At 46.1% G+C, this 24,037-nt stretch carries 20 protein-coding genes and 1 pseudogene; 17 read left to right on the top strand and 4 right to left on the bottom strand.

Translation table 11 applies throughout. The features are described from left to right. Window positions 1-88 precede the first annotated feature (88 nt). Complete coding sequence (locus IEY34_RS17130) at window positions 89-328, bottom strand: DUF3951 domain-containing protein (protein ID WP_189013537.1); 240 nt, start codon at window positions 326-328, stop codon at window positions 89-91. 470 nt (window positions 329-798) lie between these two features. On the opposite strand from IEY34_RS17130, the gene alaS reads away from it, so the two are divergent. The 10 genes from alaS to IEY34_RS17080 all read left to right on the top strand — a co-directional run bounded on the left by alaS (window position 799) and on the right by IEY34_RS17080 (window position 12,657). Next, entirely contained in the window at window positions 799-3,426 is a 2,628-nt protein-coding gene (alaS, locus tag IEY34_RS17125; RefSeq protein WP_308423029.1) for an alanine--tRNA ligase, read from the top strand. Window positions 3,427-3,537: 111 nt separating this feature from the next. Next, window positions 3,538-3,798, top strand: a complete 261-nt coding sequence (locus IEY34_RS17120; RefSeq protein ID WP_028555746.1) for an IreB family regulatory phosphoprotein — start codon at window positions 3,538-3,540, stop codon at window positions 3,796-3,798. 18 nt (window positions 3,799-3,816) lie between these two features. Then, a complete protein-coding gene (gene ruvX / locus IEY34_RS17115; protein ID WP_189013326.1) occupies window positions 3,817-4,233 on the top strand; it encodes a Holliday junction resolvase RuvX in 417 nt (138 codons plus the stop codon). A 6-nt stretch (window positions 4,234-4,239) separates the two neighbouring features. Further along, window positions 4,240-4,548, top strand: coding sequence for a DUF1292 domain-containing protein (locus tag IEY34_RS17110; protein WP_167067890.1), 309 nt, complete (start codon window positions 4,240-4,242; stop codon window positions 4,546-4,548). Next, window positions 4,545-4,841 carry a DUF1292 domain-containing protein gene (locus IEY34_RS17105; RefSeq protein WP_189013324.1) on the top strand — a complete coding sequence of 99 codons (297 nt, stop codon included), beginning with the start codon at window positions 4,545-4,547 and terminating at the stop codon, window positions 4,839-4,841. The genes IEY34_RS17110 and IEY34_RS17105 overlap by 4 nt, the downstream gene beginning before the upstream one ends. A gap of 86 nt (window positions 4,842-4,927) precedes the next feature. Then, window positions 4,928-6,034 (top strand): endolytic transglycosylase MltG, encoded by a 1,107-nt coding sequence (gene mltG / locus IEY34_RS17100; RefSeq protein ID WP_229757695.1) that lies wholly within the window; start codon window positions 4,928-4,930, stop codon window positions 6,032-6,034. 38 nt (window positions 6,035-6,072) lie between these two features. After that, complete coding sequence (locus IEY34_RS17095; RefSeq protein ID WP_189013322.1) at window positions 6,073-7,002, top strand: peptidase U32 family protein; 930 nt, start codon at window positions 6,073-6,075, stop codon at window positions 7,000-7,002. A 29-nt stretch (window positions 7,003-7,031) separates the two neighbouring features. Next, window positions 7,032-8,315: a peptidase U32 family protein gene (locus IEY34_RS17090; protein ID WP_189013320.1), complete on the top strand. Its 1,284-nt coding sequence runs from the start codon at window positions 7,032-7,034 to the stop codon at window positions 8,313-8,315. A gap of 178 nt (window positions 8,316-8,493) precedes the next feature. Continuing rightward, window positions 8,494-10,695: a methyl-accepting chemotaxis protein gene (locus tag IEY34_RS17085; RefSeq protein WP_229757694.1), complete on the top strand. Its 2,202-nt coding sequence runs from the start codon at window positions 8,494-8,496 to the stop codon at window positions 10,693-10,695. A 141-nt stretch (window positions 10,696-10,836) separates the two neighbouring features. Then, window positions 10,837-12,657 carry a peptidoglycan D,D-transpeptidase FtsI family protein gene (locus IEY34_RS17080; RefSeq protein WP_189013318.1) on the top strand — a complete coding sequence of 607 codons (1,821 nt, stop codon included), beginning with the start codon at window positions 10,837-10,839 and terminating at the stop codon, window positions 12,655-12,657. Here the strand turns inward: IEY34_RS17080 and IEY34_RS17075 are convergent. Continuing rightward, entirely contained in the window at window positions 12,643-13,911 is a 1,269-nt protein-coding gene (locus tag IEY34_RS17075) for an ATP-binding protein (RefSeq protein WP_189013316.1), read from the bottom strand. The two genes, IEY34_RS17080 and IEY34_RS17075, sit on opposite strands and share 15 nt — an antisense overlap. Before the next feature lie 192 nt (window positions 13,912-14,103). Here IEY34_RS17075 and IEY34_RS17070 point away from each other — a divergent pair, with 192 nt between their 5' ends. Further along, window positions 14,104-14,931 (top strand): lipoate--protein ligase family protein, encoded by an 828-nt coding sequence (locus tag IEY34_RS17070; RefSeq protein ID WP_189013314.1) that lies wholly within the window; start codon window positions 14,104-14,106, stop codon window positions 14,929-14,931. A 44-nt stretch (window positions 14,932-14,975) separates the two neighbouring features. Here the strand turns inward: IEY34_RS17070 and IEY34_RS17065 are convergent, their stop codons facing one another. After that, window positions 14,976-15,707, bottom strand: coding sequence for an alpha/beta hydrolase (locus IEY34_RS17065; RefSeq protein ID WP_189013312.1), 732 nt, complete (start codon window positions 15,705-15,707; stop codon window positions 14,976-14,978). A 263-nt stretch (window positions 15,708-15,970) separates the two neighbouring features. On the opposite strand from IEY34_RS17065, the gene pdhA reads away from it, so the two are divergent. Genes pdhA through lpdA form a run of 4 tightly spaced genes read left to right on the top strand, consistent with a single transcriptional unit; the run spans window position 15,971 to window position 20,839 of the window. Further along, entirely contained in the window at window positions 15,971-17,053 is a 1,083-nt protein-coding gene (gene pdhA, locus IEY34_RS17060) for a pyruvate dehydrogenase (acetyl-transferring) E1 component subunit alpha (protein ID WP_189013310.1), read from the top strand. Window positions 17,054-17,111: 58 nt separating this feature from the next. Then, the gene (locus IEY34_RS17055) at window positions 17,112-18,092 is read left to right on the top strand and encodes an alpha-ketoacid dehydrogenase subunit beta (protein WP_189013308.1); all 981 of its coding nucleotides are present in this window, start codon (window positions 17,112-17,114) and stop codon (window positions 18,090-18,092) included. Between the two features lie 31 nt (window positions 18,093-18,123). Then, complete coding sequence (locus IEY34_RS17050; RefSeq protein ID WP_189013306.1) at window positions 18,124-19,419, top strand: dihydrolipoamide acetyltransferase family protein; 1,296 nt, start codon at window positions 18,124-18,126, stop codon at window positions 19,417-19,419. A 4-nt stretch (window positions 19,420-19,423) separates the two neighbouring features. Then, complete coding sequence (gene lpdA, locus IEY34_RS17045; protein ID WP_189013304.1) at window positions 19,424-20,839, top strand: dihydrolipoyl dehydrogenase; 1,416 nt, start codon at window positions 19,424-19,426, stop codon at window positions 20,837-20,839. An 88-nt stretch (window positions 20,840-20,927) separates the two neighbouring features. Here lpdA and serC read toward each other — a convergent pair whose 3' ends face one another. Next, window positions 20,928-22,025 carry a 3-phosphoserine/phosphohydroxythreonine transaminase gene (gene serC / locus IEY34_RS17040; protein WP_189013302.1) on the bottom strand — a complete coding sequence of 366 codons (1,098 nt, stop codon included), beginning with the start codon at window positions 22,023-22,025 and terminating at the stop codon, window positions 20,928-20,930. 394 nt (window positions 22,026-22,419) lie between these two features. On the opposite strand from serC, the pseudogene IEY34_RS17035 reads away from it, so the two are divergent. After that, window positions 22,420-22,905: pseudogene (locus IEY34_RS17035) on the top strand (aldo/keto reductase). A gap of 159 nt (window positions 22,906-23,064) precedes the next feature. After that, entirely contained in the window at window positions 23,065-23,625 is a 561-nt protein-coding gene (locus IEY34_RS17030) for a dihydrofolate reductase family protein (RefSeq protein WP_189013300.1), read from the top strand. Window positions 23,626-24,037 lie beyond the last annotated feature (412 nt).

Raw genomic sequence — 24,037 nt, 5'->3', positions numbered from 1 at the left:
GGAATAAGTATGCTGAATTCTTGTATTTCTTATTCGATAATGAAAATCATTATCAATAAACTTAGTATACTTCCATTGAGAACGATTGTCAACTGTGTATTTTTAGTTTTATTAAATGCTTATTTTTATCGTCTCCTTGGTCATCTGCCTCTTCCTTTTCTTCCTTTTGCTCTTGAAATTCGATCCGGCTCTGCCCTGTTATATAGTCAAAGGGATTGTAGCGGCTATCCGGGATTTCTTTTTTTATAAGTGTTTTGACCATGATGTAGATGACAATGATAAAAATCGGCGAGATTAAAGCAAGCAGCGTAAGCGAAGAGAAATCCAGTTACAAGACCTCCTAGGTTTGGTAAAAGAATGGGAAACAACTTTATCTTACTTACGTTTCCCAAAGAGGAAAGGTTTCATTTATTAAGCTGAATATTGACAGCATTGCGTCGTAAAGTTATAATTTGGCTTATCTATATCTAACATGAAAACGTTGATGAAACTTTAGTAAGCCATGACCCATTGTCAGAGAGAAGGTTCCGGGAAGCAAGCATAAGCTGCTTAGTTACCGGCTGAAAGAACCTTTCGATGTTAGGATGGCCCAAAGCTCGTTTCGGAGTGTGGAAGAACTTCACCGGTTGGACCCGTTACAGATCCGCACAAGGAGATTGGGTTTCGTTTCCTCTTGCTTCGGCAGGAAGAATCGGCTTCAATAACCAGGGTGGTACCGCGATGATTCGTCCCTGTATGTTACAGGGGCGTTTTTTGTTTTTTTTGAAGATCATGCATATATATGGAGGCTTGAGAGAGATGAAGGCAAGTGAAATTCGTTCCAAGTGGTTGCAGTTCTTTGCTAGTAAAGGGCATAAAGTAGAACCAAGCTCATCGCTCGTTCCGCACAATGATCCATCACTGCTTTGGATTAATGCGGGGATTGCTCCCCTTAAGCCTTATCTGGATGGCCGTGAAATTCCCGAAAATCCGCGGATCACGAATGCACAGAAATGTATTCGTACCAATGATATTGAGAATGTAGGGAAGACGCGTCGTCATCATACGTTTTTTGAGATGTTGGGGAACTTCTCCATCGGTGACTATTTCAAGAAAGAAGTTATTCCTTGGGCGTGGGAGTTCTTAACCGATCCGCAATGGATCGGCTTTGATCCGAATCGGATCTCGGTTACTGTCCATGAAGATGATGAAGAAGCTTTTCTTATTTGGAACAAAGAAATCGGCTTACCGGAAGATCGTATCTATAAGTTGAAAGAAGATAATTTCTGGGATATCGGCGAAGGACCCTGTGGGCCTTGTACAGAAATTTTCTATGATCGCGGAGATCAATACGGTGATTTATCGGATCCAGAATGCTGGCCTGGCGGGGAGAACGAGCGTTTCCTGGAAGTATGGAACCTTGTGTTTACCCAGTTCAACCATAACAAAGACGGCAGCTATACACCGCTTCCTAACAAGAACATTGATACAGGCGCAGGCTTGGAGCGCTTTGCTTCCATTCTTCAGGATGTTGACTCAAACTTTGATACGGATTTGTTCAAACCGATTATTGATAAAGCTTGTGAGCTAACCGGTGTGCAGTATCATGTCAATGATGAGCATGATGTAGCATTGAAAGTCATTGCTGACCACATTCGTACGGTTGCTTTCTCTGTTGGTGACGGTGTGCTTCCTTCTAATGAAGGTCGTGGTTACGTCATTCGCCGTTTGCTTCGCCGCGCTGTGCGCTATGGGAAGGTACTAGGTTTGGATAAGCCGTTCCTTCACAAGCTTGTACCCACTGTGGGCGATATCATGGGAGTTTACTATACAGAAGTTGTAGACAAGCGTGAATTTATCGAAAAGGTTATCCGCACGGAAGAGGAGCGTTTCCATGAAACGCTAAGCGATGGTTTGATCATTCTTGCAGAGATGGTTGAGAAAACGCGTCAAGCGGGCACGAACCAAATCAGCGGTCCGGATGCTTTTAAATTGTATGATACTTACGGCTTCCCATTTGATTTAACAGAGGACTTCGCTTCCGAGAAGGGATTGACCGTTGATCGTGCTGGATTCGACGCCTCCATGCAGGAGCAGCGGGACCGCGCAAGAGCAGCTAGTCACAAAGAAGGCGGAATGAAGATTCAAGGCGGTCCGCTATCTGAATTGACGATTAAAAGCGAATTTGTTGGTTATAATGAATTGGTAGTTAGTGCTAATATTGCAGCTATTGTTCATGAAAATACGCTAGTAGACATCGTGGGTGTAGGCGAGACTTGCCAAGTTGTTTTGGACCGTACGCCGTTCTATGCAGAAAGCGGTGGCCAAGTAAGCGACTACGGAATTATTCGCAGCAATCAAGTGACTTTGAAAGTGGAAGATGTTAGCAAAGCGCCTCATGGGCAGCATGTCCACAAAGTGATCGTGGAATCCGGTGTTCTGCGTATCGGGGATTCGGTCGAAGCGATCGTAGCCGCGGCTCAGCGTGGAGACATCATCAAGAATCATACAGCAACCCATTTGCTGCACAAAGCTTTGAAGGAAGTATTAGGTACTCACGTCAATCAAGCGGGTTCCCTTGTAGAACCGGATCGCTTGCGTTTTGACTTCTCCCACTTCGGAAGCATCACCAGCGAAGAGCTGCAGGATGTGGAGCAGCGTGTCAATCGTCAAATATGGAATAACATCAACGTGGATATTTCACTCAAAGCAATCGCAGATGCGAAAGCAATGGGAGCTATGGCCTTGTTCGGTGAAAAGTATGGCGATATTGTGCGTGTCGTGCAAGTCGGTGATTACAGCTTGGAGTTGTGCGGAGGTTGTCATGTCACGAATACCGGTCAAATCGGTTTGTTCAAAATTGTCAGCGAGTCCGGGATTGGATCTGGCGTACGTCGGATCGAGGCCGTATCCGGTCGCAGTGCCTACGAATATCTAGACCAGCAATTGCAATTGCTGAAGGAATCAGCTAATCTGCTTAAGTCGAATGTGCAGGATGTTCCTAAACGGCTAGAAGCGACGCTTCAGCAAGTGAAGGAACTGGCACGCGAAAATGAATCGCTGCGCGGCAAGCTTGGGCGCATCGAGGCTGGCTCCCTGACGGACCAAGTGAAGCAAGCAGCAGGCGTATCTGTATTGGCCGCACAAGTCAATGCAGCGGATATGGATTCACTTCGCAACATCGTCGATGAGATGAAAGTGAAGCTGGGCTCTGCGGTTATCGTGCTTGGCGCTGTAGCGGATGATAAAGTTAATTTGGTTGCTGCGGTCACACCTGATTTGGTTGCCAAAGGTTTCCATGCTGGTAAAATTATTAAAGAGGTAGCACTGGCTGTAGGCGGAAGCGGCGGCGGTCGTCCGGATATGGCGCAGGCAGGCGGTAAAGATGCTTCCAAATTGCCGGCAGCATTGTCCAGTGTGGAAGGACTTCTGTCCCTATTTGGATAATTATTTTTTGACGGGACAGGAATTTTTAAACCCATAGAGAATATAACCAGTATACACGGAACATTTTTCAAATATATGACAAGGTTACACAAGGAAAGTGGGGTGCTCCTGATGAGTTCCATGGACAAAACGATGAAGTTCAACGTGAAGGCAGAAGAAATTGAGACGTCGCCCAAAGATGTTTTACTAGCGGTGTACGACGCTCTTCAGGAAAAAGGGTATAATCCGATCAACCAAATTGTCGGATACTTGCTTTCCGGAGATCCTGCTTACATTCCGCGGCATAACAATGCCCGGAGCCTCATTCGCAAACGGGAACGCGACGAACTGATTGAAGAGTTGGTTCGTGCATATCTGGGTCAACACAAATAGAAGGAATTGAGAACCGGCATGAGATGGATAGGCTTGGATTATGGGGACAAAACGATTGGTGTCGCGATGAGCGATGAGCTTGGTTGGACCGCTCAAGGGCTGGAAGTCATCCATCGCCGCAAGCCTGGGGAAGACATCAATAGGCTGGAAGCCATTGTCAAAGAGTATGGCGTAACTCAGATTATTGTTGGCTTGCCCAAAAATATGAACAATACGATAGGTCCTCGCGGGGAGCTAGCGATTGAGTTCTCCAAAGAACTGGAACAGAAATTAAGTGTGCCTGTACACTTGTGGGATGAACGCTTAACGACTGTTGCTGCGACACGCACACTGCTAGAAGCAGATGTTAGTCGGAAGAAACGGAAGTTAGTCATTGATAAAATGGCTGCACAGCTCATCCTGCAAGGGTACATGGATGCTAATATGAAGAGGTGAACGAACATGTCCAAAGAAGAATTGCGTGAAGAAGAACCAGAAATCATTTACATCCCGGACGACGAAGGCAACGAAGAAGAGTTCGAGGTTATCATGAAATTCGAAGTGGACGGTTCCGACAAGAAATACATGATGGTTGTTCCAACAGACGGCGGAGACGAAGAATCCGATGAAGTGTATGCTTTCCGTTATGAAGAAGATGATGATGGCGAAGATTTGAAACTGTTCACCATCGAAGATGAAGAAGAGTGGAATATTGTTGAAGAAACGTTCAACACGCTTATGGCGGAATTCGACGAGGAAGAAGAAGCATGAGCACGACGCCTTCCGACGTATTGCGCAAAGCTTACGGGGATGATATTATCTTGTTTGACGAGCAAAATGAGTCAACGGTGTATCATCTGCTGAAAGAGTTTGTGTATGGAGATTACACGTACGCTGTTTTGCAATCCGATGCGCTCAAGAAGGAAGACGATGTAGCTGTTTTCCGAGTGATTACGGATGCAGATGGGCAGTACGAATTGGAAACCATTGAAGATGACGATGAGTGGGAAACCGTCTCAGAACTCTACGACGAGATGGTATTTCCAGATCAGGATGATGTGTAAAGATGACCACCGAGCGGATTGCATCCGCTCGTTTTTGTTTGTTTACGAAGATAGCTTTCTTCATGAAAGCTCTTAGGAGGATTAAAGTGAATAACTTGCTTGAGCAAGAGAATGAACAGAATAAGCCCAAACGAAGCAAGGTGAAAGTCGCCCTTCTTGTGATTGGTTTATTGCTGCTCATTATTATTGGCACAGCAGGCGGTATAGGCCTGTATATTGCGAATGCTTTGCAGCCTGTCGATGCCGCTGAACAGGAAGTACGAGTTTCGATACAACCAGGTTCGGGATCTACGTTAATCGCCAAAGAATTGGAAACCAAAGGACTTATTAAGAATTCATCGATTTTCACGTATTATTTGAAATGGCACAAACAAGGCTCGAAATTTCAGGCAGGCGAATATAGCATGAAGCCAGGTATGACGTTCGATGAGATGATTGACAAGCTGAATAGAGGCGATATCGTCAAGGAAGATATGATACGCATCACCATTCCTGAAGGCTATACGATTGATCAAATCGCCGCCAAAATTAGTGAGCAGACACCTTGGAAAAAGGAAGCTTTTCTACAGATAGCTGATGCGCCAATTGATGTTAAAACAGAGGCGACTGCATCGATTCCCGATAATAAGAATCTCAAGCATCGGCTAGAAGGCTATTTGTTCCCTGAGACTTATGAATTCAAGAAAGGCTCGAGCGAACAAGAGTTCATAGAGCGTACTTTGCAGCAGTTGGATAAGAAGCTAGCAACGCTTCCTCCTGATTGGAAGGACAAGCTCAAGGAGCGTGGGCTTAGCATTCACCAGATGCTGACGATTGCTTCTTTGATAGAGCGGGAAGTCGTGGTCGACGAAGAACGCGCGCTTGTCTCAGGCGTGATCCAGAATCGTCTGAAAAAGAATATGCCTTTGCAAATTGATGCAACGGTCCAATACTTATTTGATAAGTCCAAAGACAGACTGCTGGAGAAGGATCTGCAGATCCAAAGTCCTTATAATACGTATTTAAACGTTGGTTTGCCGCCAGGGCCGATTGCGAGTCCAAGTCTCGCTTCGATGAAAGCGGCTATTTATCCCGAAGAAACGAAGTATTTGTTCTATGTTACGAAAAAGGACGGCACGAAGGGACATCTGTTTGCAGAAACCTTTGAAGCGCATAAGAAGAATATTGCTGAAAGTAAAAAGGCTGGAAATTAATTGTAGGCTAGGAAGCTGATAGAAGGTAGGGTAAGCAAGTGAAGAAACCAGAACTAGTAGTAAGCTGCAGCAGTGTCGCTGAGCTGCAACGATTAATTGAAGCGGGCGCTGATGCTGTAATCATCGGGGAAGAGCAATATGGCATGCGCCTTCCGGGAGAGATCAAGCTCGAGGAAATCCAGCAGGCAGTCGCTTGGGCGCATGAGAAACAGGCTAAAGTTTATGTGGCTGTAAACAAAGTTTTCGATAATGCTTCGTTGGACGGCTTGTTCGAATATTTGAACAAATTGCAGGAATATGGCGTGGATGCTGTTATTTTTGGTGATCCGTCCGTCTTAATGGCTGCTCGCAGTTTGGCTAAACCGTTAGCGTTGCACTGGAACGCGGAAATGACGTCGACGAATTACGCAACAGCGAATTATTGGGGCAGGCAAGGAGCAACACGTGTTGTGCTGGCCAGAGAGTTGAACATGGAACAGGTTCTGGCCTTTAAGCAGCAGACGGAACTGGCGGTTGAGGTTCAAGTTCATGGAATTACGAATATCTATCACTCCAAGCGCGAGCTTGTCAAAAATTATATCGAGCATCAGGGCAATGATGCTTCTACACAAGATCGTTCGATAGAGCGGGGGCTATTCCTGATCGAGCACGAACGCCGTGATCAGCGGTACCCTATTTATGAAGACGGCAACGGCACCCACATTATGAGTTCTGAGGATATCTGTATGCTGGAAAACCTGCCAGAGCTCATGGATGGTCAAGTAGATAGCTTGAAAATTGAAGGTTTATTGAAGTCTGAGGCGTATAATGAAACCGTGGTAAGAGGATATCGGGCAGCTATCGATGCTTATGCTGCAGATCCACAAGGGTACGAGTTCAGGCAGGAATGGCTGGATGCCATAGCTGGCCTGCAAGACCCTGAACGTGAATTGTCATATGGATTTTTCTACAAAGAACAGGTTTATTGATATATGAATGAAAGAAGGTGCTCTCCGAGATGACGACAGCATTAGAAGCACGAGCAAGAGGCAAACGGGTAAGACTGGATAAGCCGGAGCTGCTGGCTCCAGCGGGCAGTCTGGAGAAATTGAAGTTTGCGATCCATTATGGAGCCGATGCGGTATATATAGGCGGGCAGAAATATGGACTGAGGTCCAATGCGGACAACTTCTCTCTGGAAGAAATGCGGGAAGGTGTCGAGTTTGCCAATCAATATGGAGCCAAAGTGTTCGTGGCAACGAATATATACGCTCATAATGAGGACATCGAGGGCTTGGATGACTATTTGCGCGGGCTACAAGAGGTAGGGATTTCGGCGATCATTGCCGCGGATCCGATCATTATGGAGACCTGCCGGCGAGTCGCGCCTAAGCTAGAGGTACATGTCAGTACACAGCAGTCGGTTATGAACTGGCAAACGGTTAAATTTTGGAAAGATCAAGGCATTGAACGCGTTGTTCTGGCCCGCGAAGTCAGCATGCACGAAATTGATCAAATCAAGGCGCATGTCGATGTGGAGATAGAGGCTTTCATTCATGGTGCCATGTGCAGCTCCTATTCAGGGCGCTGTGTGCTTTCCAACCATTTTACGGACCGCGATTCCAATCGTGGAGGCTGTTCGCAATCTTGCCGTTGGAAATATGATCTGTTCGCCAAGGATCAGCCGCTTTCAGCTCCTCTAGCAACTGACCTGCCTATGTTTGGTGAAGAGGATGATGCTTTTACCATGGGTTCGAAGGATTTGAGCATGATCGACCACATTGCTGAAATGATTGAGTCTGGCGTAGACAGCTTTAAAATCGAAGGCCGCATGAAGAGTATTCATTATGTGGCAACGGTAGTGAATGCCTATCGGCAAGCGATAGATGCCTATTTTGCTGATCCGGAGCAATTCGCTATCAGTCAAGTCTGGCAGGATGAAATTCATAAAGCAGCCAACAGGCCATTAAATAGCGGCTTTTTCTATGAGGCCCCTGGACATGAAGATCATATTTTTGAGCCTGAGGATAAGGTAGTTGGCTTTGATTTTGTAGGGCTTGTGATGTCTTATGAGGAAGAATCAGGTACGGCTGTCATTCAGCAGAGAAATCATTTCAAGCCAGGGCAGGAAATTGAATTTTTCGGACCGCAGGGGACACAATTCAAACAAAAGGTCGATTTGATCTGGAATGAGCAGGATCAAGAATTGGATGCTGCCAGACATCCGCTGCAACTTATTAAACTAAAAACAGATCAACCTGTGAAGCAATGGGATATGATGCGTAAAAAAACAGGTAAATAGTACCATGGAAGCTTTCTCCAGACTGGGGTATATTGGAGAAAGTTTCTATTTTTTTATTTAAATGTGGATCGAATATTAAAGGAAAATGTTAAAGTGTGTCGAATTTATTAACCAACTTCTTGTGTAACCCTTTTCATTATAGTTCAAAAGTAAGGGGCCCCTTAAGAAGTAGAAACCAATGGCGGTGAACAGAATGAATAACAAGCTGCAAAGTATTCTCGCTTTTCTTAACAAAGCACTTCAATCTCTCGCAAAAGCAATTCAAAATGTGCCATGGGGTCGTATGGTAGGTGTCGCAGGTAAAACATCTAAACAAATGGGCACGGTTGCATTTAAGGAATTGAGGCAAGTTAAAATGGAGAATCCCGTGAAATCTGTAGGTATGAAGTTGTTTTTAATGTTTTTTGCCAGTATTCTTTTTTTCGTACTTATTGTAGGGATGATTTCTTACTCCATTTCCAAAAGCGTTATTAAAAACAAAGTATCAGAATCCAGTCTTCAAACCGTTACGCAAGCAGGTCAGAAATTAGATTTTCTTTATCAAACCTTTGATGACGTCTCGTTACAGATTATGTTGAATAAGGAATTGCAGGATTTACTTGATAAAATTCCGAAATTAGATACATCCTCTTATGAATCACTTGAAGTTATTCGTCAATTGACCGAGAAATTAAATGTTGTGACGTTCTCGAACAAATCGATTAAAACGCTTCATTTGTATAGACCGGACGGCAAATTGATCGTGATTACCGGTGCTGGCGGAAGTTCGTTGTCTGACAACACAGGATCGACCGATTGGTTTAAAAAGATCGTTGATGCAGGCGGTAAAGTGGCCTGGTTGGATAGTAAAAGCAAAGGGTATTCCAGCAGTTCGGCAAATACGTTTGCCGTTGGTCGTGTTATGAGAAATACATTGACCAACAGCACTTCCGGCATTCTAGTATTAGAATTGAACGCAGATATTCTCGCGAAAGAACTGAATGGTATTTCTCTAGGCGATGACAGCGCAGTTGCGATCACGAATCATGAGAATAAAAATATCGCAGCCAAAAATTTGACGGATATTGAGAAAGAGTCAGCGATTCAATTAAGCAAAGAGCAGCTTGAAGAAGAGCATGGTTCGTTTATTACCAAAGACGATCATCTCGTTGCGTATTATAAATCTTCCATCTCCGGGTGGAACCTTGTTGGCGATATCCCGGTAAGCAGCTTGGTGAAAGATGCTAAGAAAATATTTAATTATACCCTTCTGATTGCCTTGTTTGCGGCGATTGCAGCGGTAATGATTGGATTATTCGTGGCTAGAATGATCGGTCGTCCTCTGGTTAATCTTCGCAACCTGATGCAGCAAGGTGCCAAAGGGAAGTTAACCGTACGAGCGAACTACAAGACACAAGATGAAATCGGCCAACTGGGCGCAAGCTTTGACGTCATGATGCAGCAGATTACAAACCTTGTTTCGCAGACGAGTGCTTCTGCTCAATCCGTATTCGAAACAGCCCAAGAATTAACGAACTCATCCAAAGTCACAGCTACAGCAGCAAGAGAAATTGCCGTAGCCACAGACGAAATTTCTAACGGTGCCGGCGGTTTGGCGACGGAATCCGAAAGAGGCAACGAGTTGACGTATCACATTGGTATTCAGATGAAACAAGTTATCGAAGCCAATCTGGAAATGGGTACAGCAGCGGCAGATGTTCAAAGCTCCAGTGAGCAAGGAACGAAATATATGTCCGAGTTGATTTCCAAAACGAATCTGACCGAAGAAATGATTCGATCCATGGCAGACAAAGTTGATAATTTGAAAGACAGCACGCGCTCTATTCGTAAAATTCTCGATTTGCTCAATAATATGACGAAGCAGACCAACATCTTGTCTTTAAACGCAACGATTGAGGCTGCCCGTGCCGGCGCTGCTGGTAAAGGGTTCATGGTTGTTGCTGACGAAATCCGTAAACTTGCGGACCAATCCAGACAATCCATTGATGTGGTAGGTCAGATTACAGAGACGATCCAGAAGGAAATTGACGAGACGGTGAAGGTACTGTCGACAGCAACGCCGATTTTCCAAGAACAAATTCTGGCGGTCAAAGAAGCAGATATTATTTTCAAACAAGTTACGAATCATATGGGTGGTTTCATTGAGCAATTGAGCACTGTGAGCGATTCAATCTCTACGCTGGAACAGTCCCAAGTGGTTCTGTCCGACGCCATGACGAATGTAAGTGCAGTAGCTGAGGAATCTCTTGCTACCTCTGAGGAAGTTGCTTCATTGAGCTCTGAACAGCTTAGCATCAGCGATGGTCTGGTGAAATTGTCAGACAAGCTGGACCTGCTGTCCAAGTCACTCAATGACACACTTTCCAAATTTGAAGTTTAAGCTATCCTTCTTCTCATACATAGTCCACTCTCCTAAGCGGAGGGTGGATTTTTTATGTTAGGGGCGCTTAGCAAACCGTTTGACTAGGGTCAGGAATGACGATACTGAAAGTTATACCAACTTTTAGTTAGGAGTAAAGAGATGAAACCAAGCCAATTGTCGGCTCTTGAAAAACGTCGGATCTTTCTTGTGCTTTTCGCTATCCTTCTTCTGTTTATAGGGATCATAGGCAAGCTTTTTTGGATACAAATTGCGGCAACAGAGAATTATTCATCCCGAGGTGTTAATTTGCTCAAAAACTCGGTCATTCAAAGGCAGAGAGCTTTGGTGCTCGACAGCGGCCGCGGTGAAATTCTGGATCGCAATCTTAAGCCATTGACAGGGAAAATGATAAAATCACTGGTTGTTTTCCCTATGAGCAAGGAAGTCAGCGTTGATCCGCAGCGGGTTAATCAGCTTGTTGGGATCTTGCAGACAACCAAGGAACGCTGGCTTGCATTCTCCAGTCAATTGAAAGAACCACAGGTCTGGAGTGTAACAGATACAGGGAAACCCTTTGCCTTGAGTGCTGGGCAGGAGACCCAGATACAGACTTTGACCTTGCCGAATGTGAAGGTGACTGAGATGGAAGATCGCTATCCCACTGGGATGACGGCTCGTCAGTTGATTGGGTTTATCGGGCAAAACCCGGATCGCGTGATGCGTTTGTATGGGGAGGATTTGGAAAAGGGTAAGCTGACACTTACTTCCAAAATTGGTGGATCCGGCCTTGAAAAGACCTTTGACTTGTGGCTCCGCGGCATAGGAGAGACCTCTATCTCTTATTTCACGGATGCAGGGAAACGGCCGCTGGCTGGGTTGGATGCTCGTATGATTGCCCCTGATAATACGTTCTATCCGGTTAAGCTAGTCACCACACTGGATGGCAGTATACAACAGAGAATTGAAGCGTTGATGGATAACATGCACATTCGAGATGGCGCCGTAGTCGTACAGGAAGTGAAGCAAGGTGATATTGTTGCCATGGCGAGCAGGCCCAATTATGATCCGACGCAAGTTGATCTGGCAAGCAATAACTGGAGTAATTACGCAGTAAAAGCGACAGCGCCAGGATCTATTTTCAAAACAGTAGTTGCCGCTGCGGCGCTGGATGAAGGTGCTGTTGATCCTAAGGAGACATTTAACTGTGAAGGGGCTCTTGGCAAATATGGCTTTACTTGCTGGTTAAGAGCAGGGCATGGGCCGCTAACTTTAGAACAGGGCTTCGCGCAGTCCTGCAATATTGTATTTGCCAAAGTAATGCAGCGCCTTACAGCCAGTCAGTTGGAGACTTATGCCCACAAACTTGGGGTTCTGGATGAAGTGGGATGGACGGGGAAAACGGATACCCAGCCTATCCTTCATCAATTGGATGCTGAGGAGAGTGGTCAGCTATTTGGCGCGCATACCCCGCACGATGACGAAGGTGTTCTGATGCAAACAGCTATTGGCCAAAGAGATGTGATGCTGACTCCGCTGCAAGCTTCGAATATGATCATCACTTTACTGCATGGCGGCAAAGGATATTCACCTAGGGTTGTCCAAGAAGTTCGTTATCAGACAGATCGCCTGATGGAAAGCTATGCCCCCAAGTTGCAGCAGGTTGAAGCGGGACGTGTGTCGGCTGCTACCAGCAAAACGCTGCTAAACTGGATGAGAGAAGTTGTGACTGACGGCACGGGGAAAGGTCTGCAGGATGCCAAGTGGAAATTGGCGGGTAAGTCAGGAACAGCTCAGATTCAGAACGGGAAGCAGGAGAAAGTGAATCAATGGTTTATTGGATATGGACCTGTTGCGACGCCAAAGTACGCGGTGTCTGTCGTCGTTAAGAACTTGAATGCATCCGAAAGCAACAAGTCCATTCCCTTGTTTAAAGGTGTTATGGATATTTTGGCCAGCAGCGAGGGATCAAGCGGCCGGTAAAGAAATGGTGAAACATGTGCCATGATCAGGTTCACTCGTCACATCAATGAGTCCGCCGAATGTTTTGATGATCCGATAAGAGACCATGAGACCAAGCCCTGTGCCTTTATTTTTCGTTGAATAAAATGGCGTTCCCAGACGGTCTACTTGCTCCTCTGTCATACCGATACCGTTATCCTTGATTTGTAGGATGATCTTCGCTTTGTCGCGGAAGCCGGAGACTTGCAGCAGACCGCCGCTAGGCATGGCTTCGATGCCGTTTTTCGTTAAATTAACCAGGCATTGTATCAGCTTCTCGCTGTTGGCTTTGACTACGAGCGCAGGCTCCATGTCGATACTGACTTCTACTCCGCGCATGGCAGCGTACGGATTAATGAGATTGATGAGTTTGTGCGATAAACTCGACACATCCAGCTCTTCGAGCTTCTCAGCCTGTGGTTTGGCAAAAGATAAATAATCGGTAATAATGTTCTGTGCGCGGTCGATTTCTTCGATAACCATGGAGGTATAAATCAGTTTCTTTTCTTCCGTAACCGTAGATTGACTGAGAATTTGCATAAAACCACGGGCGACGGTCATGGGATTTCTAATTTCGTGGGCAACAGAAGCGGCTAGTTCACTTAGTACATTCAGCTTCTCTGATCGTTGAACTTCTAGGCGCATAGCACTGTTTTCTCGAATACGAACGATCAGATAAGTTAACAGCCACATCGTGAGCATATGTACGAGACAAAATAATAAGCCATAAAGAAGAAAGGGCTTATCTATAGCGACGAATGAACCGATCCGATAAAGCATGGTTATACAGAAGGTAGCTATGGCGCTGATGAAGGCAAGAAGACTGGGAAACATGACTTTGGGGGTTAAGTGCTTCCAATTACTTAATGCGATGAAAGCCAAGATGAAGGGTACAAGAAGAGCGGACAAAGTAATGATCGAGATAAAATTGGACCCATCCATGTAGAAAGCGTAGGCTAAGATGATCGTGGATACTGTAAGGCCAGATCGAATGCCTCCGTAGAGAAAGGCGACAAGAACAGGGATAATGCGCAAATCAAAGTCGTCACCTGTTATTGTGAAAAATGGATGCGACATACAAAATATCGCGGCAATGGAGCAGCTCAGACCAATTAATGGGCGGCCTAATCTTCTGAAATTGAAGGGATTGGGCCGATCGAGCCATAGGATGTGACAGAGTAAGATCGGTGAGGTTAGTACCAAAATATTGAGTAGTAAGTCGTCAATTACATTCAATGATCTCGCCTACTTAATAAAAAATTTGATTGCTTAGTTTTTATTTCGACAGTAAATATGAAAATCCTTTGATTCTTTCCAAAATTTTGATGTTTTATGACATGGATAGCCCAGATATGCATTGCGACTAGGTCTAGGATAGCATACAATTCTCTAGGAGTACTTAATTTACTGGTTCAGGAGAATAAAAATATGACCCAAATACCTATTTCTACCTCATCTATGATTGTTTTGGATCGGTCCGGAGCAATGGAACCGAAACCTATTTTATATGCTTTTGCGCTGGAGGAACTTCTATGCAGGGCCATTGGACAGGCGACTCCGCCTATTTTGCACATTTGGAGGCACCCTAGGTCTTTTGTAATGGGACTCAGAGACAGCCGGCTTCCAGAAGCTGCAGCAGCCCGCACTTGGCTGACTGAGATGGGCTACGAAACAGCGGTTAGAAACTCTGGAGGCGCCGCGGTACCGCTTGATTTGGGCGTCGTGAATATCTCCCTGCTAATGCCCAAAGAGGCAGGTGATATGGAACATCGCAAAGATTTTGATTCCATGGTAGCCTTGATTCGCGAAGTTATGGGCTCTCTGACTGATCAGATTGAACAAGGAGAAGTACTGGGGTCCTTTTGTCCTGGTGAGTTTGATCTTAGTGTCAAAGGACGGAAGTTTTGCGGGATTGCGCAACGCAGGCAGCAGCGGGCTATTTCAGTGCAAGCCTTCATAATCGTAGAAGGGACTGGCGAGGACAAGGCATCGCTGGCTAGAAATTTCTATGAGAGAGCCGCGGGTGAAGATTCCTCTACGGATTATCCAATAGTGGCGCCAGGCAGTATGGCCAGTTTATCGGAGTGCCTGGCGATTCCTTTGACGTCTGAGCTTTTCATAGCTAATCTACTTGAGGCTATGGCAGCCAAAGGGGGGCAAGTGAAGAAACGGGAGGAAATCCCCGGGTATCCTGAAGAACAACAAATTCAAGAAATGATGGAACTGTTGAAGAATCGTTATGCGATCAAAGTTTGAAACAAAACGGCCCAACCTCTCTGTTGAGGGTTGGGCCGTTTTATTTAAGCGAGGAAATAATGCAGCGCTGCGTCCAGCTCCCCCTGCCAAAATCCCCACAGATGCTTGCCTGGTTTTTCAATATAATGAAGTTTGACATCCTTGCTGTCCATTTCCTCTTTGGCTAACCGATTTTCGCGGACAAAATCAAAAGTGCCACGCTCTGTCTTTACATCCGTTTCATCCAATCCTATCAACATGTACACTTCTAGCCAAGATAAATCATCCTCAGCTTTGATCCGTTCTCGCGTGATGTCGAAAAATGCGCCTGACAAGGATATAACGCGGCAAAAAAGGCTAGGATAATCTAAGGCGAGATGCAAGGATACAGTCCCTCCCAGTGAGTCTCCTGCAACAATACGTTCTGTTCGTTCGGTGCGGACAGGATAACGGCTTTCTACATAAGGGAGGAGCTCCTCTGCGAAAAAGCGGCAATAGGCATCATGACGGTCTCCTTCAGGCGCATATTCGGAAGTTCGGTTGACGTTATTCACATCCACACCGACCACGATGGTGGGCTCTAGATCTTCATCTAAGATGCAGCGCGTGAGGGTCGTGGCAATTCGCCCGAAATTAAAGAACTGCTCACCGTCTTGGCAGTAAATGACAGGGTAGGACAGCAGTTCGTTGTAACCAGGAGGCAAATAGATGCGAAGTGAACGATTTTCTTGAAGATGAATCGAGGATAGTTCATCTTTGATAATGGTCCGTTTATAAAAGCGAGAGTCATCTGACATGTGTAGGCTCCTTTGAATTGCGCTTGGCTAGTTTTGGAAATTAAAGCGTAAGTCTATTTGGAAAAGGGTAAGGTGTATTATAGCAGTTGTAAATTTTATGTTAACTGTATTATATATTTTCCGAAACTGTACTATTCAATTCCCTGAATAAAGGTCATATACCACAAGGATACTGGTGTACAATTCACAAAAACAGGTTTATAATAATACTATAACAGAAGTGTAGCTAGCAGGCATCAAAATCATATAAGAGGTGAAATGGTATGAGTAAGCCACTTGTCAGCCAAGCAAATTATGAAGTGACCACAGAAAAGGTTGAGCCTTTACAAGTTCTGGCTCCAGACGGCACAATTGTTAATTCCGACAAAATGCCTAATCTTAGCGATGACCAATTAAAAGAATTAATGAGAAGAATGGTATTCACTCGTGTATGGGACGAAAGAGCTGTCAATCTCGGTCGTCAAGGACGTCTTGGTTTCTACGCACCGGTATCCGGACAAGAAGCTTCCATGATCGGTAGTGAATTTGCTTTAAATAAAGATGATTTTATTTGCCCAGGTTACCGCGATATGCCGCAGCTCGTATGGCACGGACTTCCGCTTTACCAAGCATTCCTATATTCCCGCGGTCATCAACATGGCGGTCAAATTCCGCAAGACGTGCACGTCCTAATGCCGCAAATCATTATTGGTGCACAAATTTTGCATGCTACTGGTGTAGCCATGGCATTCAAAAAGCGTAACCAACCGCGTGTAGCGATCACTTATACGGGTGACGGCGGTAGTTCCGAAGGCGATTTCTATGAAGGCATGAACTTTGCAGGTGCGTTCAAATTGCCTGTCATTTATTTTGTGCAAAATAATGGGTATGCCATTACAACTCCTTATTCTAAGCAAACAGGAGCACTTTCTGTTGCCCATAAAGCACTTGCTGCCGGTATCAAAGGCGTTCAAGTTGACGGCATGGACATATTGGCTGTTGTTCAAGCTGTAACGGAAGCTGCTGAAAGAGGACGCAGAGGCGAAGGCGCTACGTTAATCGAAGCATTGACATACCGTTACCGTCCGCATTCCTTGGCTGATGATACGACGAAATATCGTACCAAAGATGAAGAGACCGATTGGGAGCCAAAAGATCCGCTTACGCGCATGCGTTTGTTCCTGACCAAAAAAGGTCTATGGAACGAAGAAATAGAAGCGCAAGTAAAAGAAGAAGCGAAAGCAACCGTTGCTGAGCATATTAAAAAAGCGGAAGAAACTGAGAAAATGACCGTTTCCGGCTTAATTGATTCCATGTTCGAAGTAACACCAGCACATCTCGAAGAACAGAAGCAAGCGTTTAAATAAATAATCAGCTTACGATGCAAGTTTTCTCACGAAAACAATTAGGAGGCACGGAGAAGTCATGGCACAAATGACGATGATTCAAGCGATAAAAGACGCTATGCGCGTTGAATTGGAAAGAGATCCAAATGTAATTTTGTTCGGTGAAGACGTTGGCCATGTTGGCGGCGTGTTCCGTGCGACAGAAGGTTTGCAAAAAGAATTCGGCGAAGACCGCGTATTTGATACACCGCTTGCTGAGTCCGCTATTGGCGGCCTTGCGGTTGGTCTTGGTATTCAAGGCTTCCGCCCGATCGCAGAAATTCAATTCGTCGGTTTTATCTATGAAGCTCTTGACCAAATTTGCGTCCAAGCTGCTCGTATGCGTTACCGTTCCGGCGGACGTTATAACTCACCGATCGTTTTCCGTACACCTTTTGGCGGTGGCGTAAAAGCGGCTGAGCTGCATACCGATGCTCTTGAAGGCTTATTAGTTCAAACGCCTGGGATTAAAGTTGTTGTACCTTCCAACCCTTATGATGCCAAAGGACTGCTTATCGCGGCTATTCGCGATAATGACCCTGTCTTCTTCATGGAGCATCTGAATTTATACCGCGCATTCCGCGCAGAAGTACCAGAAGGTGAGTACACGGTTGAACTGGGGAAAGCGAATGTCGTTCGCGAAGGTTCTGACGTTACGATTATCACTTACGGTGCTATGGTTCACACTTCTGTGAAAGCAGCAGAAGAAATCGAAAAAACACAAGGCGTGAAAGTCGAAGTGATCGATCTTCGTACGCTGCTTCCGCTTGATATCGATACGATTGTTACTTCCATCAAGAAAACGAATCGTGCGATTATCGTGCAAGAAGCGCAAAAAACTTCCGGTGTTGCCGCAGAAGTCATTGCACAAATTAATGAAAAAGCAATTCTACACCTGGAAGCTCCGGTTCTGCGTATTTCACCGCCAGATACCGTCTATCCGTTCGCTCAAATTGAAGACGCTTGGTTGCCTAGTCCAGCAAGTGTCATTGCAGGGATTAACCAAGTACTCGAATTCTAATCACAGTCGAAGGTAATAGGAGGTAGTTCACGTGGCATTGTTTGAATACAAGTTCCCAGAGCTTGGTGAAGGCATACATGAAGGCGAGATCGTCAAACTGTTGGTTAAAGCGGGTGACACCGTAACAGACGAAACGATCCTTATGGAAGTACAAAACGATAAAGCGGTTGTCGAAGTACCTTGTCCGGTTGAAGGAAAAGTCGTTGCTGTTTCCGTAAAAGAAGGACAAGTGTGCAACATCGGCGAGCTTGTGATGACGATTGAAGTGACGGGCGAACTGCCTGCGGAATCCATGCATCACAAGAGCGACAGCCACGCTGCGCCTGCAGCGGCTCCTGCTGCCCCAGCGGCGGCAGCACCGGCTCCTGCAGCAGCGCCTGCGGCCGCGCCAAGCGCGGGCCGCGAAGTGCTTGCGACGCCTAGCATCCGCAAGCTTGCAAGAGAAAAAGGCATCACACTCGCAGAGGTGACGCCTACAGGGAAGCACGGCCGCGTAACGCGCGAGGACGTGCTTGGCTTTAGCGGAGCGGGCGCAGCCGCGGCTCCGGAAGCTGATCCAGCTGCCGTAGCAGCAGCTGGTGCAGCGGCACCTGCGGCGACTCCGCAGCAGGTTGTCGTGGGCGATCGCGTCGAAGAGCGGATTCCATTCAAAGGAATCCGGAAAATCATCGCGAACGCTATGGTGAAATCCGTGTACACTGCACCGCATGTGACACTGATGGACGAAATCGACGTGAGCGCGTTAGTCGCTCTACGCGAGCGTACGAAGCCGCTTGCCGAGAAAAAAGGCGTGAAGTTGACTTACTTGCCTTTCATCGTAAAAGCCTTGGTTGCCGCTTGCCGTCAATTCCCGGTTATGAACGCCATGATCGACGAAGAGAAGCAAGAAATCGTCTACAAAAAGTACTACAATATCGGTATCGCAACAGATACAGAGAATGGCTTGCTCGTTCCTGTTATCCATGATGCTGACCGCAAAAACGTATGGTCCATCGCCTCTTCAATTAAAGATTTGGCTGTTCGCGGACGCGAAGGCAAATTGGCACCTAACGAGCTTAAAGGCAGCACGATCTCCATTACTAACATTGGTTCTGTAGGCGGTATGTTCTTCACGCCAGTTATCAACTTCCCTGAAGTTGCGATTCTGGGCGCTGGACGTATCACTGAAAAGCCTGTTGTGAAAAACGGACAAATCGTTGCCGCATCGGTTATGGCGCTTTCCTTGAGCTTCGACCACCGTATCGTGGATGGAGCGACAGCACAAAGCTTCTTGAACTACATCAAACAGCTTCTGGCTGATCCAGAGCTTCTCGTCTTGGAGGTGTAACAGCATGGTAGTAGGAGATGCTTCTTTAGATATTGACTTGTTGGTCATCGGTGCTGGTCCAGGTGGGTACGTAGCGGCAATTCGCGCTGCCCAACTTGGAGAAAACGTTCTGATTGTTGATAAATCGGATTGGGGCGGCGTATGTTTGAACCGCGGCTGTATCCCTTCCAAAGCTTTGATCTCTGCGGCTCACACCTACGAGCATGCCCAACATGCAGATAGCATGGGAATTTCCGTGGAAAACGTGAAGGTTGACTTCGCGAAAGTGCAAGCGTGGAAAAATAGTATTGTTGCTAAGCAAACAGGCGGCGTTAGCGCGCTGCTCAAAGGCAACAAGATCCAAACGTTCCAAGGCGAAGTGATGTTCATCAATGAGCACGAAGCACGTGTGTTCAATGATGCAGAAGCTCCTCGCTACCGCTTCAAGCACTGTATTATCGCGACGGGTTCACGTCCGATTGAACTTAAGGCGTTCCCTTACGGCGGAAGAATTATTTCTTCCACCGAGGCGCTGAACTTGCCTGAAATTCCGAAGAGCATGATCGTTATCGGCGGCGGCTACATCGGAATCGAGCTTGGCCAAACGTATGCGAAATTCGGTACGAAAGTCACTGTGCTTGAAGGCTCAGACCATGTGCTTCCAGGCTTCGAGAAAGAATTGACGAAGCTTGTTGCCCGCAACCTGGAGAAAGTTGGCGTTGAGGTTCATACCGAAGCGTTGGCGCAATCCTGCACGAAAACAGACAACGATGTAACGGTTACTTTCACTGTCAAAGGTGAAGAGAAACAAGTTACTGCGGACTATGTGCTCGTAACGGTTGGTCGTCGTCCAAATACAGATGGCGAGCTTGGTCTTGATCTTATTAACTTGAAATTGACGGACCGTGGTCTGATCGAAGTTGATAACCAAGGCAGAACAAGCATTCCTCATATCTTCGCTATCGGGGATGTTGTACCAGGTCTTTCCTTGGCGCACAAAGCTTCTTATGAAGCTAAAGTCGCTGCTGAAGCTATTGCAGGCCACTCCAGTATCGTAGATTACAAAGCTATGCCAGCTGTTGTCTTCTCAGATCCGGAAATTGCCGGAGTAGGACTGAGCGAAACAGAAGCCAAAGCGCAAGGAATCAATGTAACAATCGGTAAGTTCCCTTATGCAGCTAACGGCCGCGCCAATTCTTTGAACGCAGGACAAGGCTTTGTGAAGCTTGTAGGCGACAAAGAAACAGGACAACTGCTTGGTGGTCAAATCGTTGGTCCAGAAGCTTCGAACTTGATCGGAGAGCTTGCTCTTGCGGTTGAGATGGGCGCTAATCTGGAAGACATTGCGCTTACCATTCATGCACATCCTACCTTGACTGAAATGATTATGGATGCAGCAGAAGGTGCCCTTGGACACCCTATTCACCAATTGGGTAAATAAGTAACTTAACGTTATTCCCTGGTTTCTACTACCTTTAGATAAAAAGTCCCGAGAGTTTGGCCTAGGCCGCTCTACGGGACTCTTTTATTTATGCGGAAACGTGTTGCTCAGCAAAAGCAGTCATGAACTCAGCTAATGCTTGGCAAGCTTCCACTGGCACGGCATTGTAGCCCGATGCTCGCAAGCCGCCGACACTGCGGTGGCCTGCTAAGCCTTCGAAACCATGTGCCAATGATTCTTGAATAAAGGCTTTCTCTAAAGCTTCATTTGCCATGCGCCATGTGATATTCATATCAGAACGATCCTTATGTGCGATGATTCCTGTGTAAAAGCCGCTGCTGTTATCGATCACATCGTAAATCAGCTTGGCTTTGCCTGCATTCTGTTGTTCGAGTGCCGCAACACCGCCTTGTTGCAGCACCCATTTCAGCATAAGATTCATCATATAAATAGCATGCACCGGTGGTGTGTTGAACAGCGATTGGTGTTTGGCAAATGTCTCATAACGCATAATTTCTGGGATCAACTTGGAGCCTTGCAGCAGCCAATCTTTGCGTATAATGGCTACTGTGACTCCGGCAGGTCCCAGATTTTTTTGAGCACCGGCATAGATCATGGAAAAAGGCTGAAGATCAAGCTTTCTGCTCAAAATGTCACTAGTCATATCGGCAACGAGTGGTGTGCTTCCGACATTCGGAATCGAATTAAACCGGGAGCCTTCAATTGTGTTGTTTAGGGTGAGATGAAGATAGGCGGGGTTTCCACTTAGTTGGATCTCATCCAAGATTGGGATATGGCTCCAGTTCTGACTTCTGGAGCTTGCCGCAATCGCTGCTTGCCCGATATATGTCGCTTCTTTATAGGCCTTTTCGGCGAAGCTGCCGGTTAGCACGTAGTGTGCGGTCTGATTGGCGTGAAGAAAATTCATAGGAAGCAGAGCGAATTGTGCGCTTGCCCCACCGCCCATGAAAAGCACGTCATATTCGCTTGTTGGCAAATTTAATAATTGAAGCAGCAACTGTTGTGTCTCGTGATTCAGTTCTTCAACCCCGCGGCTGCGATGGGACATCTCGAGCAAAGAAATGCCATTTCCCTGAAAGTCCACGAAGGTTGCTTGAGCTTCTTCGAGCACCTCCAAAGGCAGAGCTGCGGGTCCTGGGTTGAAATTGTACAATCGTTTCGTCATGGCTTGTTACCTCCCGTTAGTGGTTTGTCGAACGTTGTGACTTTGAAAAACGACAAAAAACGCCCTCATCCGATTGGGACGAGGAGCGTTTGCTCGCGGTGCCACCCAATTTAAGAAACATTCCGGTGAATGCTTCTCCACTTGGTTCCGCGGTAACGGGCGGTGCCGGTTAACTTAGATTGACAGCTTCAGCAGCGGTCATATCTTGGCGATAACGCCTCCGAGTTGGATTCTCTTCCTAGGCACGATCATGTATGAATATTGATATGTAGTATAAATCGAAAGCGATAAAAAATCAATCGTTTCTGGAGAAGTTTTCCTCTGAATCTGCGAAGTGATCTAATAGACTGAACACGCGTACGGTAATTCTGTTGTAGAAGAAACGGTTGCCAAGCTGACACAGCGGGCTTTTGATTTAGGGATTAACTTTTTGGATACAGCGAATGTTCATGCCAGCTTATAACGTCTGCAAACAGACTACATCGATATTTTTTACTGCCACCGTTATGACCCTGAGACACCGGTTGATGAAACTTTGCTCACGATTGAAGATATGGTTCGTCAAGGCAAGGTCCTGAATGTTGGCGTTAGTGAGTGGACTGCTTCGCAAATTCAGGAAGGGCTGTCTGTGGCGGATCGCTACTTGCTCGATCGAATTGTTGTGAATCAGCCGCAATACAATATGTTCAATCGCACGATTGAGTCTGAAATTATTCCGCTGAGTGAGCGAAATGGCGTCTCTCAAGTCGTCTTTTCACCGCATGTAGCAAGTGCGCTCGTCGGTGCGACCCGGATTGAGCAGCTGGAAGAAAACGTGAAAGCAGCTGGTGTGGTATTGCCCGCTGATGTTGTTCAGAAGATCGAAGAGATTTTGGCTTAAAGCCGTATAGCAAAAACATAGAACCTCATTCCTTCTGTTGCTAATCAGTGGGGATGAGTTTTTTTACATTAGCCATCTATAAGAAAGTTTTGCAGCTTTTGTTTGTTATAATGTCTGTATAAGTAGGAACGATTAATCTCTATCAAATTGGAGGCAGTTATGAGAAAAGTAATCGTGTTTAATCGAATATCACTGGATGGTTTTTTTACTGGACTGAATGGGGAGATTGATTGGTTCCTGCATGATCCGGAAGTGGATAAAGCTGCGCATGAATATATGCATGCAGACACATTATTATTTGGCAAATTGACTTATCAGATGTTCGTGAGTTATTGGCCGCATGTAGCGACGAACCCGAATGCACCTGAACAGGCCCGAGCGTTGGCGGAAGAGCTAAATCAGATGACGAAAGTCGTCTTCTCCAACAGCTTGGAAGAAGTAACATGGGTGAACAGTAGATTGGTAAAAGATCATCTTGCGGAAGAAGTTAGGACTTTGAAGCAAGGCGATGGCGCGGATATTACTGTATTTGGCAGTGGCACTATCGTTCAGCAGCTCGCGGCTGCGGGCTTGATTGATGAGTTATTGATTGTGGTCACTCCGGTTGTTTTGGGTACGGGAAGAGGGTTGTTTGACCAAGTTGAGAAAATGAATCTAAAGCTTCTTGCTTCGAGAGGGTTTGAGTCAGGGAATGTTTTGCTGCATTATGGGATGCGTTAAAGTGGCAGGGGAATAAGCACATTTAGCTTGCTTGTTCAATCTCCTTGCTCATTATTGTAGATGACCTAGCTGCCTTGCGCGGAGTTAGGGGAACGTCAAGCCGGGACGCTGATTCTATCAAAAGGTGTCATTGTGGCGAGGTTGAGGGAACTACAGTTCCCTATTCCAACTAAAAGTGTCCATATCGCGAGGCGGAGGGAACTAGAGTTCGCTATTTTGCTGTTTTCGGGGGGAATTCAGCGCTTTCCGAGGAAATAAGGTACTGTAGTTCCGCTACTACCGTGGTAACCCAGAAGCTTTGCAAAAAACCTAACATGAATATTTCGTTAGAATATATTCCTAAATATGTAATTAAATGATGTATTTATCTGGACAAAACACAAAAAAACCCCTAAGGTCGAGTTACAGACAT

The organism is Paenibacillus marchantiophytorum, assembly GCF_014640555.1.
GTDB classification, from domain to species: domain Bacteria; phylum Bacillota; class Bacilli; order Paenibacillales; family NBRC-103111; genus Paenibacillus_E; species Paenibacillus_E marchantiophytorum.
This window is presented reverse-complemented; position numbering and strand designations above follow the sequence as displayed.